The organism is Runella zeae DSM 19591 (assembly GCF_000423565.1).
Taxonomy (GTDB): Bacteria; Bacteroidota; Bacteroidia; order Cytophagales; family Spirosomataceae; genus Runella; species Runella zeae.
In genome coordinates this window covers 43,772-58,001 of sequence record NZ_AUIF01000010.1, presented here as the reverse complement: position 1 = coordinate 58,001, position 14,230 = coordinate 43,772, and the positions used below count along the sequence as shown (strand labels likewise).

Genomic DNA, 14,230 nt, shown 5'->3' with positions numbered 1-14,230 from the left:
ATTAAGAAAGGGGATTGTGTTAATTAGAAGATTTAGGATGATCTTCCTAAAACCTGCCACTTCAAGTAAAGCCTCCGTATTGTGTTTGGAAAGGGATTGATACCTATGTCAAAAAGGTAAACAAATAAAAATGAAAGTAAGTCGGAGGGTATTTACTTACTTCTATCATTTGTGGTAAAGTTATCCTCAGATAGCGAGCCAATTTTGCAACATTTGTTTGCCATGCTCTGTCAGTACCGATTCAGGATGAAACTGTACGCCTCTTACGTCATAAGTATTATGATGAAGCGCCATTACTTCCCCGTTTTCGTCGACGGCGGTGATAGTCATGGTATCAGGAACGGTCGCACCTACGACGGTCCATGAGTGGTATCGACCTACTTGAAAAGAGGAAGGAAGCCCCTGAAAAAGAGGCTCAGAAGGGTCAGTAACGATTGCTTTATCGCTGATTCCATGCAATACGTCCGACATATTGTTGAGGGTAGCGCCAAAAACTTCTCCAATCCCTTGATGTCCTAAGCATACTCCCATGATGCTCTTAGTGGGAGCGTAGGTCCGAATCAAATCCTGCATGATGCCTGCCTCTGAAGGAATGCCAGGGCCAGGAGAGAGAAGAATTTTATCATACTGAGCTACCTCATCAAGAGAGATTTTATCGTTGCGATGCACTTCTACATCGTCGTGCAGCTCTCGTAAAATATAGACTAAATTATAAGTAAAAGAGTCGTAATTGTCAAGGACTAAGATACGCATTTGGTGGATTTGTAAAAAGTGAGTGAGCAAACAAACAAGTTTATCTTCAATTGAAAACACAAAAATACCATTTCCTATCGTACCTCAAACCTTCCTTTGGAGATAAGCATCATAATCCGGCAAAATGCTCTCGTAAGGCTGACTCATCAGTGGAGAGGTCATTAGAAAATCGGCGGAGGCGCGGTCGCAGGCAATCGGTATATTCCACACTACTACAAGGCGAAGCAGGGCTTTGATGTCGGGGTCGTGTGGTTGTGCCGACATGGGATCCCAAAAGAAAATCAAGACATCAATCCGGCCTTCGGCAATCATAGCTCCGATTTGTTGATCTCCGCCGAGAGGGCCACTCAAAAGCCGCGTTACGGGAGTATCCAAAGCCACTTCGAGTAGTTTACCGGTGGTGCCTGTGGCATACAATTCATGAGGCGTAAGGAGGGCTTTGTTTTGTGAAGCCCATTGGATAAGGTCCACTTTTTTGTGGTCATGGGCCACCAATGCGATACGTTTGCGAGCGGCAAGTTGACGAATGTGCATTTTGTTGATAGTTTTAGAAAAACTTTTTGATCTCTTTAGGTTACAACTTTAAAACCCAATTTTGCCTTTGCGCCCTTTGGTGGATTTTCCTTCATAATAGGCTTTCAACTCTTCCAATTCTTTTTCAAAACCTCCTGACAAAATCGGGAAACGACACCAAGAGCGTGGATCGAGATTGAGGTCATCGAGGTGGAAGCTCGGGGCATAGCGCTCTCGCTTCCATTGATTGCGACTCCACAATTTGAAAAATCTATCTACCGAAGTGAACAACATCTCGCGGGAGTATTTTCCTTCAAAACGTACCTCCATGAATTTGAAACAATCGATGGGAGATTTTTTGTCGCGGATAGCTACTTCTTCGATAGCATCCAATACTTCATAAGGCATCAAATCTTTTTCGTCGGTTTGCATTTTGTCTTTAGGGCGTAGCTCGGCCGTTGGCTGAAGGCTGTTTACTTTTTTCAAACCTTCTATTTTGATATGGTGACCTTTGACATGGCAGCCGATAGTTTCGAGCCACACAAGCCACTGACGTAGCCAATGCTTGTCGATGCCCGCAATAGGACTAATACTCCCCGCCGTATCGCCGTCCATCGTGCAATAGCCCACAGCTACTTCGGAGCGATTAGAAGTTGCCAATAGCAAGTGCCCATAAAGATTGGTCAATAACCATACACTTGGGGCACGTACCCTTGCTTGGATATTTTGAAGCGGAATATCGTCTTGCTCCCAAGTCAAATCTCTTCCAATCTGCTGCTCAATAAGTCCTTTGTAGGTGTCGACGAGTCCGTTGATATTGACATTATAAAAGGTAGCACCAATCGATTCAGCCAAGCTTTCGGCCGATTCGTAAGTATCTTTGGAGCTATTTTCAGTACCTTGGTAGATGCTGTGAATCAATTGTTTAGCGATGCCTTCAATTGTGGTTTCAGCCTGAATTTTTTTGATATAGCTTAGCTTTTGTTTGAAAGCATCCAGACCTATGCTTTCGTCGGCTAGTCGAATCATCAAACCACACAGAGCCACGCAAGCGCAGGAATCAGCCCCACCTGAGAGCGAAATCGTAAAACCTTGCGAACGAGATTTGCGCAAGTAATCAAACAAAGCCAAACATACCGCTCGCGCAAATTCTTCTTCTTTCAAAAAACCACCTCTTTCAAAGGGTTCTAATTCTGCTACTTGGTAAGCAGGGCTGGTTTCTGGCCATGCAAAAGTATCGGCGACCTTCCAATTGCCCGTTGGAAGAGAAGACTTGATTTGGGAATGAGAAAGACGTGTGAGGTCAGTATCAACAACAGCCGCAGTAAGATGATAGTCGGCGTACCCAAATCGCGGACTTGAAGCCAACAGTGTACCATCAGACGCAATCATCGCATCTCCGTCAAAAATAAGGCGGCCCGATTCGTTGCCAAGTAAGTTGGTATAGACATAGCTGCACGAAAAAGAACGGGAACCATCAATCACGAAGCGTTCGCGGGTCATGAATTTATGAAAAGCAAAAGGACTTGCACTCGGATTAAGAATAATATCCACCCCGCGCTCAAAATGAGAACGACCCGGTCGTAATGCTACCCAAGCATCTTCGCATATTTCAAAGGCAATCCTGACGCCAGAAAGGTCAAAAACCAAATCGCCAATAGGATAACTAAAATCACCCACCTTGATTTCTTCTCGTGCGCCACTTGGCCATCGATGAAACCAACGATCTTCATAAAATAACCCATAGTTGGGAAGATGCTGCTTGGCCGTGAAACCCAGGATACGTTTGTTGGCAATCAAACAAGCTGTGTTATAAATTTTATTGTTGAAACGCAGCGGCAACCCTACCGAGACCACTATTCCACTTGTTTGATTTACTATTTCGTGAAGGCTTTCAAGGGCTTGATTAAGTGTGTTTTGACTATAAAAAGCATCGTCACATCCATAGCCCGTGATGCACAATTCGGGTAAGCACAACAGACTGATGTTTTGTTGACGCGCTTCCTCTATGGCATCGATGATACTCTTTTTGTTTGATTCCCACGCCAAGGGTGTGGTATTGATAGTTCCTGCGGCTACTTTGAGGAGTGGCATGTTTGAATAGGAGTTTGTTTGGTACAAAATTGAGATTTCCGACGGAGAAAGCCAATCTATCCGCTTGAAACCTTTTAATCGGTGATGATGCAAGGTAAGTATCCCTCGCGCGTTAGACGTTTATTTGGTATATAAGTCACATTTTTTGGGATGTATTCTTTTGGTTCTAGGTATCTTGTCTCCAATTTGTTTCTCAGTTTAGGAGGGATTTTATGAACGTAGCTGTCATTTTTCGCGCGTTAGACGTTGTTTAGGTATATAAGTCACATTTTTTGGGGTGTTTTATGAGAAATATTTTTTTAATAGTATCTTTTATTAGTAAAAAATGGCGTTAAAGTGTTGATAGTTAGGTAAAAAGAAAAAGATATAAGATTGTTTTTGAACAAACTTATTCAAGCGAAAAGATTTTATAATTTTGGAGTATAGTAAACAGATAATCTGAACGAAGCCAAAAGGCATACATCAAAATAGTAGCAGCCATTTTTATCGCTTAGACTTGTGATTGGTATATAAGTAACCAGTTTGGAAGGTGTTTTTATTAGATTTGTGCAAAAGCCGCGACTTGTTCATAAGCATTAATGAGCATTTCCTTTAAGTGAAAAGACACTTGTATCGCCTTTTGTTTTCGTTGAAGCACTTCAGGAAGGGTTAGTTTTTCTAAAAAAGCCTGCACTTGTTTATTGATATCGCCATTTTCATCAATATACCATCCTGCCTCCTGAAGCAAAGCCCATGTATCTGCTTCTTTGCTTCCACAAAACAAAATACTTCCGCCTGCCCCTATCGAACTCATAGCTTTGGAAGGAACCGCAATGTGTGTCCATTGGGTAAGAAGACTGACAAGGTGTATGTCAATAAAACACAATTGGCTACGAGGGATATTTTTCAGAATGGTTATTCCTTCTTTTTGTTGAGCTATAGATAGTACCTTTTCGGCTTTTGTGCCATACAAAGCCAAAATGAGATGATGTTTTTGGGGGTTGAGGTGCTGTATGAGTGCTAAAAGAAAAGTATCAGAATGAGCATCTCCTAGATTGCCAGCATAGCCCAAATAAATTTTATCGTCGTTGAGTCGCCATGAGGGGCGGTTGGGGTCAAGGGGTTGGTTGAGAAGCACTCCGCATGGTATAATAGTAGTAGGGATCTTCTTACCATAGCTATTTTGGACATAAGATGCTTGATTGGGACCCAAAGCAAACAGGGCAGAAGGAGCAAAACGATAAGTGACCCAATGCACGAACCGATAAATAGGGTTTGAGGCTTTGATGACACCATCCGCTGCAAAACCTTCGGGAAATAAGTCCATCGACCATAGTGCCCATCGCGCTCCAAACATTGGGAAAAGCCAAGAAGCCCAAAAAGGGAGAAGTGGAGGGCTTGTCATGCAGAGAACAGGGCCGCGTCGAACTTGTAAGGTTTTGATAACCAGAAAAAATCCGTCAAAAAAACCAGCGACAAGTTTTAAAAATCCTTTTTTGCCTTTATAAAGGGTTGGAATAGAGAATGTTTTGCCAATAGGCTCACGTACAGCTCCACCCCCTAAGTCACTTCTTTTGACATGGACAATGCGGACTTCAAAGCCATGATATTCGATTAAATATTGAGCCAAATCCCAGGCTGATTCTCCCGTGATGCCAGGGTTGGGTGGGTAATGACGATTGACAATTGTGAGAAATTTGTTAGGCATTCCGCAAACTCAGTAAAATAAGCTGGAATTACAAAGGTTTGTGTTTTGAATGAATCTATCACATTTTAAGAATCACAAAATTTTTGCGGGTGCTTTTTTTCGATTGATAAGACACCCCACCGCTTCTGTTTTGTTAGGAGTGATAGGCTCCCCCTTTATAAGTGCTTCTAAGGCAGTTTTAAGATAAAATTCGGTGGTTTTTGGGCGATATTTTCCTAATCCAAAAAACTGATTATCGATTGCACCACGGTATACTTCTTGATTTTGTGCATTCAACAATACTACTTCAGGGGTAGTTTTGGCGTCATATTGTTCGACGAGCTTATGTTTTTTGTCAATCACATAAGGGACGGAGAAGTTGTACTCTTTATTAAATTGCTTTACGGCAGATTTTTTAAGGGTTTTGGTCGAAAAAACGACCTTAAACGCAACATTTGTGTGGTATTTCTCGTACATTTCTTGTAGTCTTTGGGATGATTTTTGACAGATGGGACATTCTGTATCAAAAAAGATGAATACTTGTCCTTGGGCTTTACTTATGACTGGCAATATCAGTATACCAAGCAGCAAAATGAGGGTTGAACGAAGTGTCATTTTTTGGGTATATTTTTAGATTTGGGTATCAGAAAGGGGGCTTGATAAAACAATCACCCTCTTGTTTCGTTTTTAAATTTGCAAATAATTTGGTAGAGTATCATTTGAGCCAAATTTTTTCTCTAAATTTTCGACCTAGAACCACACACCTACAAAAGCTCTTTTAGAAATTCCTTATATTTTCAAAATTTTCATACATGAATCATTCGTTACTTAAGTATTGTGTTACTGTTTTTTGTGCGATGCTTTTGAGTGTGGCAGTTGTAGCTCAAACGCGTACGGTGACCGGAAAAGTTACCTCTGCCAATAGTGGGGAACCGATGCCAGGCGTAAACGTGACCCTCAAGGGAGCTACCACGGGAGCGAGCACTGACATTGAGGGCAACTATCGTATTACCATTCCAAGTGGCAAAGCTACACTGGTTTTTTCATTTATTGGGATGCTCCCCCAAGAAGTAAACATAACAAACCGTACTACTATCAATGTGGAATTGGTAGAAAACCCTACTCAGCTCAATGAAGTGGTTGTGACGGGTTATAATTCCACTCAAAAGAAAGATATACTAGGGTCAATTACTTCTATTTCTACCTCCAAATTTAAGGATATTCCGGTGGCGGGTTTTGACCAAGCGCTGCAAGGTCAGGCGGCTGGCGTACAAGTGACACAGTCTTCGGGTACGCCGGGTGGAGGAGTTGCAGTGAGGATCCGAGGAAATACCTCTATCTCTGCTTCCAATCGGCCACTTTTTGTAGTTGACGGAATTCCCGTAATGGATGATGCGGTATCGGGACGTAGTTTTGGGGGACAAAACGACAATACACTATCGTTTATTAATCCCAATGATATAGAGTCGATGCAAGTCTTGAAAGATGCATCGGCCAAAGCGATTTATGGCTCAAGAGCGGCCAATGGGGTAGTGCTTATTACGACTAAACGAGGAAAAGCCAATTCACGTACCACGGTAACTCTTGATGCACAACGAGGTATCGTAGATATCATCAAAAAGGTTGATTTGTTGAATTCCAGCGAACTACTCGCTTTACAAAGAGAGGCGGTCGTCAATGCGGGGCAAGATCCCGACCGGAGAGGACTGATAGCTGGCGTGACAGACGGAATCAATACCGATTGGTTGGATGCGATTTTGCGACGAGGTATTTATCAACAATATCAAGTTTCGGCAAATGGAGGTAACGATAAAACTCGGTTTTATTTAAGTGGAGGATTTAGGGATGAAGAAGGCGTGCAGCTCAACAACCGTTTTACGCGTTATTCTGGGGCGTTGAATTTAGACCATAAAGCTAGCAGTAAGTTTACCATTAGTTCAAATTTGGCTTTGACCTTCACTACCAACGACCGGGTCAAAGGAGACAACTTCTTGGATGGGGTGTATTCGGGAGCTATCAAGAGTCTCCCTTATTACTCACCTTACAATGAGCAAGGGCGACTTTACGCGCCGGGTGATGCTAATTACCCCGGGTTTCCTAATTTCAATCCTGTTGCACAAGCTGTTTTGCCTCGTTTCAAAACCTACGGAACCAAAATCTTAGCAGGCGTAAGTGGTCAATACGAAATTATTAAAAATCTAAAGCTCACTAGCAAAGTTAGTTTGGATTACAACAACTCCGAGGAAGATCAATATGAGTCTTCGGCTACGGCAATTGGTGGTTTTTTACCAGCAGTGGGTGGGCAAGGCTATGGCGTGTATAGTACTAATACACTTTATACACTTCTCAATTCGAATACCCTTACTTATTTATTTAATATAGGCGAGAAACATCATTTTAATACACTTTTGGGAGCTGAGATTTTGCAAACCAAAAATCGTAGCTCTTTTGCATCAGGAAGAATTTTTCCAAGTGATGATTTTACTTATATCAATTCGTCGGGTGTACAAGATGCCGCAGGTTCTGGATTTGCCCAAAATGGCCTAATGTCGGGTTTTGGGGAGGTTCGGTACGATTTTGAAGAAAAATACTTGGCCACCTTTACGGCGCGTTATGATGGTTCATCACGCTTTGGACCCAATCGCCGCTTTGGCTTTTTCCCCTCCATATCGTTAGGATGGCGCCTTTCTGAGGAAGAGTGGCTTAAATCTTGGGACTTTCTTCAAGATTTAAAAGTGAGAGGTAGTTTTGGATATACAGGAAATGAGCGTATCGGAAACTTTACCTATTTAGGTACATGGGCGGCCTCAACCTACAGTGGTGCCACGGGAGTAAGTCCTAACAATCTCAACAACCCCTTATTGCAGTGGGAGCGTACCCGTGAAGCAAACGTTGGAATAGATGCTTCTTTTTGGAGTGGACGTTTGAGTGTCATTATAGAAGCTTATGACAACCTTACCGATAACCTACTCTTTAACCAACCTCTCCCGCTTACTACGGGGTTTGGTGGTTTTCAGGGTAATATCGGGTCTATCTCCAACCGTGGCTTAGAATTTACCCTTTCTACTGTCAACATCGATAGAAGTGGAGATGGAGGGGTACGTTGGAATACTGACTTGAATCTTTCCCACAATCAAAACAAAGTAGTTCAACTCGTAAATGATCAACCACTATTTCGTGGTTATACAGCCAATGGTGTAAGTGCTACCAACGTGATTTTGCCGGGACAACCTTTGGGTACATTTTGGGGTTTGAAATTTTTGGGGGTGGATGTAGCTACGGGCGATGCGCTTTATGAAGACTACAACAAAGACGGCAGAATTAGTCCTGATGATGCGCAAGTAATCGGCACAGCTCAGCCAAAGGTCATTGGTGGTTTTACCAATCGTATCTCTTGGAGAAATTTTGATTTAAGTGTCTTTTTTCAATTCACTTATGGTAATAAAATTCTTAATTTCTCTAATACTACTTTGCTAGATAATGGTGCGAACCTAGAAAACAATCAGGTAAGGGCTGCTTTGAGACGTTGGCAAAAACCTGGAGATATCACGGATGTACCTCGCTATGAGTTGGGGAACACCTATAACAATTTTCATAGTAGCCGATTCATAGAAGATGGGTCTTATTTGCGCCTTAAAAATGTGGCATTGGGCTACAACTTACCGCAGCAGTGGTTGAGTAAAGTAAAGGTCAGAACTGCACGCTTGTATGCCACGGGCATTAACCTTTGGACGTTGACCTCCTACTCTGGGGCAGATCCTGAAGTAAGTACTTTGGACGGTTCTACCTCGGCTCAAGGAATAGACTTCTTTACATTGCCTCAAACCCGTAACATTACTATAGGACTAACCGTTGGATTTTGAGAGGGAGAGTTTTTTTAAATGTTTCAACCGAAATTACAGATGAACAAATATCATATTTCATTTACATTAGTAATGGCCTTGTGGCTAAGTAGCTGCCGAGAGATATTAGAACCCAAACCTATTGATATTTTGGCCGATCAGTTTGTACTCAATGAAGCAAAAGATGTACAAACGGTGCGCTTAGGGGCTTATGCTGCTTTTCGTAGCACTGCTGCTCCTAAGGTGATTGTGGGAGATTTTACGGCTGATTATATACAGCACAATGGCACTTTTACGGATTATCAAGAGCTTGGAAATAAGCAAATCACTTCGGCCAATGGTGTGGCAGGAGCTTTGTGGGGGGCTGTTTTCAATACAATTTATGTATGTAATTTTTTGATAGAGAAGCTCCCCACGGTGCCAGGTGTACGTGAGGCTGATAGAAAATCAGTCACTGCCGAGGCTCGTTACTTACGCGGAATGGCCAATTTTATCGGGGCAACTACCTTTGGTGGAATTCCCAAAGTAACCACTACTGATATAGACGCTAATAAGGTAATTGCCAAAGCTTCTAAAGAAGAGATATTGGCGAGTGCTCTTGCCGATTTTCAAGCTGCCTTGACAGACTTGCCCGAAGGTAATGCTACCCAAGGGCGCTCGGTCTTTGCTGGGTATGCTACCAAAGGTGCTGCACGGGCCGCTTTGGCACGGTATTATCTATACCAAAAACAGTGGACAGAGGCCGAAAACTACGCTACTTTGGTCATCAATTCTGGAAACTATGAGCTGGTAAATTACATTGATATAGTTGCTGAAGATTTTAATAATGAGTCTATATTTGAAGTAGGTTATACAGCATCAGATGACCCTGGAACAAGTGCTTTTGGCTTGAACAACTTACTCGTAGGTCGGAGAGAGGTTATTCCTTCAAACCAGTATATTTCTCAGCTTATCACCCGTGACGCTGGCGAAAGACAGCAAACTGTATCGTTTGATTTCAATGAACAAGGTGGTGGTGATAATGGCTGGAGAGTAGATAAGTATGGCACACCCGATGAAGACAACAACAATATCGTTATTTTCAGACTAGGTGAGATGTACCTTATTCGGGCAGAGGCTCGGGCTCAACAAGGACGAGTAACAGGTACCAACGGGGCGTTGAGCGACATTAATGTGCTTCGCACTCGGGCTGGCAAAAATTTAGCAAACGATCAAAAACCCCTTTTAGTAACAGCGGCCTCGCAATCGGAAGCACTCTTGATTATTGAAAGAGAACGATTGTACGAATTGTCTTTTGAAGGGCACCGTTGGTATGATTTAGTACGTACGGGGCGAGCACAGGTGGTGATGTCTGCCTTTTCTCCCAATTGGACTCAGAAATATGAACTTTGGCCAATTCCTCAGACTGAAATACAACGAAATCCTTCGCTGGTAGGTCAACAAAACCCAGGGTATTAGGTTAAAAAAATTGAAACGAATTAGTATTTGGTAAAATACATTCCTTATGAGAAATAAAAAATATTTGTTTAACGGGACCGTAGCGGTATTTTTCTTACTTTTTATGGTGGCAGCGGGCCTTGGATTAGCGGGGTGTGAAGAGCAGCTAATAGTGTATGACGGACCCAACTTCGTGAGATTTTCGGATACTACCTTGAGCTATAAGGAGAGTTATCCCAAAGCGATTAAGATAAGAGTCCACAATGGAGGGCCTATTTTGAACGAATCTATTAATGTATCTTATACCGTAGGCGGCACAGCTCGTGAAGGTCGTGATTATCGTATTGAAGGTAATAAAGGGACGGTTATTATTCCGATAGGTCAAAGCTTTGGGGAGATTACATTGTATCTTCTTAATAATTCCAATAATATTTTAGAATCAAGTTCCATAGAATTTACCCTTACTTCTGTATCTCCAAGCGATAAGATAAAAGTGGGATTTGGCGAAGGAGGATTAGGTACAAAAATGATCTTTAATATACGCGATGCTTGTATTATGGAAGGATTATTTACGGGACAGCTCCCTGTAGGTGGAAACCGGGTATATCAAGTAACCGATATCGATATTGCTAGCTCAGATTGTAAGCGATACACCGTTTCAAATATCAACATTGGTTTGCTAGGTTTTCCTCAGTTTTTTAATTGGGATGCTCCCGTAGGATTTGAAGCTGAGCGCCCTAAGCTTGATTTTATAGATAATGGCAACAATACCCTGACGATTCCTCCTCAGGTAGTGTCGGGATTAGCTTCTGGCTACGACACGCTCTCCGGAACAGGTGTATGGAATCCACTTAATAAGCGTATTACCCTCAATATCAGATGGAAGATTTATCGCTTGGCCGACGGTAAAGATAGTGTTGTTACTATTCCGTTGACTTATATTCCTCAGTGAGGTTAGTTGCTATAAACCATCTGATTAGAAAAAACTTTTAAAAAGAGGCATATGAAATCAATTTTAAATGTTATCGTTTTTGGCTTAATGGTAGCTATCGCAAGTAGCTGTTCGGAAAAACTGGAGCCTAAGCCTATTACATATTCTCAGCTCTTGACAGGTACCGAAAAAAAGTCGTGGGGGCTTACATCTGTTACTATTGTGGATCAGAAAGATCCCTTTGACCTTCCCGGTAATCAGGTTCTTAACCCTTGTGCCTTGGATGACCAATTTGTGTTTTATGCCGATGAAGAGAAAAAGATGGAGTATACCAACGGAACTCTCAAATGTAGCGCGAGTGAGCCTGCCACTCTTATTACTGACACTTGGCAATTGACGAATGCTAATGCTACCCTCGAAATTGGTATTCCACGTATTTTTGGGGGAGTGAAGTTACCATTCATAATCAAAACCCTAACTGAAAATACAATGGTGCTGGAGATATTTTTTGATGATATAGATGCCAGTTATCGTTTTACTTTTAATTCAAGCAGCAAATAGCATGTTAAAAATATTTACGCGTATCCTGTTAGCTTCGTTTATGTTGGTGGTGAGCTGGGTGCAGGCTCAGCGTCGTCCAGAGCAATGCGCCACTATGGAGATGGATAGCTTGTTACGATTACGGCATCCTGAAGAAGGATCACTCACTGATTTTGAGCGAGATTTGCAGCGGAAAATGATACAAATCAAAGCTAAAATGGCTGCAAATAGAGGTACTGCCGAGGTGATTACGATTCCAATTATAGTTCACATTGTACACAACGGTGAAGCGATAGGCACGGGGCGCAACATTAGTCAAGCGCAGGTGCAATCTCAAATCGAAACGCTTAATGAGGATTTCAGAAGAAGGGCTAACACCAATGGTTTCAACAATGATCCTCGTGGGGCTGATATAGAAATAGAGTTTTGTTTGGCCCAGCTAAATCCACAAGGTCAACGGATGGCGGAGCCAGGCATTGAGCGTATCAATGGCAATCGAGCCGATTGGACGCGTAATGATATTGAAGGAAGTCTCAAGCCTACTACTTCTTGGGATCCCAATAAGTACTATAATATTTGGGTGCTTGATTTTGGTGGGCAAGATGGAAATCTTTTAGGATATGCCCAATTTCCGAGTAATTCCAACTTGTCAGGGATTCCCTCAGGAGGAGGAGCTGCTAGTACGGATGGTGTAGTGGTTAATTTCGCTAATTTTGGAAATGCTCAAAAAGGTAGTTTTCCTATTTTGGCCGCGCCCAACAATCTAGGTCGGACGCTTACTCATGAAACAGGTCACTGGTTGGGCTTACGTCATATTTGGGGAGATGCTTCTTGTGGGGATGATTTTTGTGATGATACCCCTCCACAAGCCTCCGAAAGCCGTGGTTGCCAGAAAGGAAGGGTAAGTTGTGGCTCTACTAATATGGTGGAAAATTACATGGATTATTCCGATGATGGCTGTTTTAATATTTTTACGCGTGACCAAAAAACAAGGATGCGAGCTGTGATGGAAATAAGTCCACGTCGTGCTATTTTGCTTACTTCCAATGTGTGTGGGCAAGTGGTGGTGTCGCGTCCTGTTCCCGAATTTCAGGCCGAAAATCGGTTTGTATTACTTGGTGGTCAAGTAAAATTTACGGATCTTTCTTCTAGTTTCCCCACTGCGTGGCAATGGGAGTTTGAAGGAGGTGACCCCGCTACTTCTACTCTTCAAAATCCGACAGTCACTTATAAATCCCCCGGTAAATTCAAGGTATCGCTGATTGTATCTAACTCAGTAGGAGCTTCTGCGCCACTCGTCAAAACAGAATATATTGAGGTAATCAATGCAGGGCTTTGTACTAGCATAACCAATTTTGTGGGAACTGGCACGGTGATAAAGCAAGCCCCTGGTACAGGCTATGTGGCAGGACAGAATAGCCGACGTACAAAGGCGGTGGCAGAATTGTTTGAAAATGTATTAGGATACACTAATCTTCGAGGTGCTTCTTTGAAATTTGGAGTGGCAAAAGCCGCCCGTGGTAGTGCCACCGAATCGGTGGTGAGGGTAAAAGTATGGAATGCTCGGGGTTTTCAAGGAGGACCGGGCTCGGAGCTTACGGTCAAAGAAATCCCCCTTAGGCGTATCATAGAAGATGTTACTAACAACCGTGCAACAAGCGTGGTTTTCGATCAAAATATTGACCTATCTCGACAAAACAACCTTGCATTTTTGATAGGGGTGGAGTTTGACTATGTGGCAGGGGATACGGTGGCTTTGGTCACTACCAAAAATGGTGAGTCGCTCAATGCAACTTCTTGGGAGCAAGATGTGAACGGGAGTTGGGATCGCTATATTGTACGAACAGGGCTCAATGTAGCTCATGCTATCACGGCGCAAGTAGGGATGAAACCATCCGTACAAATACAAGCGTCTGCCCAATTTATAGACCCTGGGCAAGCCGTGACACTTCAAGGTAGGGGTGCGGGAATTATCAACTGGTCGCCTCCGGAAGGATTGAGTTCTACGCTTGGCCCCCAAGTAGTGGCTCGCCCTACCCGAACTATCACGTATTCTCTCAAAGGTACAGGCTCGGATGTATGCGTAGATTCGGCAAGTGTAACCTTGTATGTCAGAAACACGCAGGTGCTATCCAATGAAAAACTGCCTGAAAAAGACTTTACTCTTACTCCTAATCCGACCAATGGATTGGTAGAAGTAAGTTTTACAAATGCGCTGAGAGGAAAAGTAAATGTAAGATTGCGTAGCATAACAGGTGCCGAAATCTGGAAAGGAGACTTCGAAAAAGAAAGCGATGTGTTCAAGCACACTCTCAATATGCAAGGATATCCGGCCGGCTCTTATTTTATCGATATTCAATTAGGCGAATTTGCCGACCGAAGGCGTTTGGTTAAATTCTGATACGGAGAGGTGTCAGTGAATGCCTCATAACGAGATGTGATAACTTTTCGTTA

The 14,230-nt window shown here is 42.8% G+C and carries 10 protein-coding genes; 5 read left to right on the top strand and 5 right to left on the bottom strand.

Annotation, left to right across the window (positions count from 1 at the left end; translation table 11 throughout):
- Positions 1-186: 186 nt before the first annotated feature.
- The 5 genes from G563_RS0102290 to G563_RS33530 form a co-directional block, all read right to left on the bottom strand.
- Positions 187-753 carry an anthranilate synthase component II gene (locus tag G563_RS0102290; protein WP_028663875.1) on the bottom strand — a complete coding sequence of 189 codons (567 nt, stop codon included), beginning with the start codon at positions 751-753 and terminating at the stop codon, positions 187-189.
- An 84-nt stretch (positions 754-837) separates the two neighbouring features.
- A complete protein-coding gene (locus tag G563_RS0102285; protein ID WP_028663874.1) occupies positions 838-1,287 on the bottom strand; it encodes a methylglyoxal synthase in 450 nt (149 codons plus the stop codon).
- A gap of 48 nt (positions 1,288-1,335) precedes the next feature.
- Entirely contained in the window at positions 1,336-3,360 is a 2,025-nt protein-coding gene (gene nadE / locus G563_RS0102280) for an NAD(+) synthase (protein WP_028663873.1), read from the bottom strand.
- A gap of 538 nt (positions 3,361-3,898) precedes the next feature.
- Positions 3,899-5,047 carry a glycosyltransferase family protein gene (locus G563_RS0102275; protein ID WP_028663872.1) on the bottom strand — a complete coding sequence of 383 codons (1,149 nt, stop codon included), beginning with the start codon at positions 5,045-5,047 and terminating at the stop codon, positions 3,899-3,901.
- Positions 5,048-5,119: 72 nt separating this feature from the next.
- A complete protein-coding gene (locus G563_RS33530; RefSeq protein WP_051210713.1) occupies positions 5,120-5,641 on the bottom strand; it encodes a redoxin domain-containing protein in 522 nt (173 codons plus the stop codon).
- Positions 5,642-5,838: 197 nt separating this feature from the next.
- Here G563_RS33530 and G563_RS0102265 point away from each other — a divergent pair, with 197 nt between their 5' ends.
- The 5 genes from G563_RS0102265 to G563_RS0102245 are packed head-to-tail and all read left to right on the top strand — an operon-like array spanning position 5,839 to position 14,177.
- On the top strand, positions 5,839-8,889 hold the full coding sequence (locus tag G563_RS0102265; protein ID WP_028663871.1) for a SusC/RagA family TonB-linked outer membrane protein: 3,051 nt from the start codon (positions 5,839-5,841) through the stop codon (positions 8,887-8,889).
- A 39-nt stretch (positions 8,890-8,928) separates the two neighbouring features.
- The gene (locus tag G563_RS0102260) at positions 8,929-10,326 is read left to right on the top strand and encodes a RagB/SusD family nutrient uptake outer membrane protein (RefSeq protein WP_028663870.1); all 1,398 of its coding nucleotides are present in this window, start codon (positions 8,929-8,931) and stop codon (positions 10,324-10,326) included.
- A 46-nt stretch (positions 10,327-10,372) separates the two neighbouring features.
- The gene (locus G563_RS0102255) at positions 10,373-11,257 is read left to right on the top strand and encodes a hypothetical protein (RefSeq protein ID WP_051210711.1); all 885 of its coding nucleotides are present in this window, start codon (positions 10,373-10,375) and stop codon (positions 11,255-11,257) included.
- Between the two features lie 51 nt (positions 11,258-11,308).
- The gene (locus G563_RS0102250) at positions 11,309-11,797 is read left to right on the top strand and encodes a lipocalin-like domain-containing protein (RefSeq protein WP_028663868.1); all 489 of its coding nucleotides are present in this window, start codon (positions 11,309-11,311) and stop codon (positions 11,795-11,797) included.
- A gap of 1 nt (position 11,798) precedes the next feature.
- A complete protein-coding gene (locus tag G563_RS0102245) occupies positions 11,799-14,177 on the top strand; it encodes a M43 family zinc metalloprotease (protein WP_028663867.1) in 2,379 nt (792 codons plus the stop codon).
- Positions 14,178-14,230 lie beyond the last annotated feature (53 nt).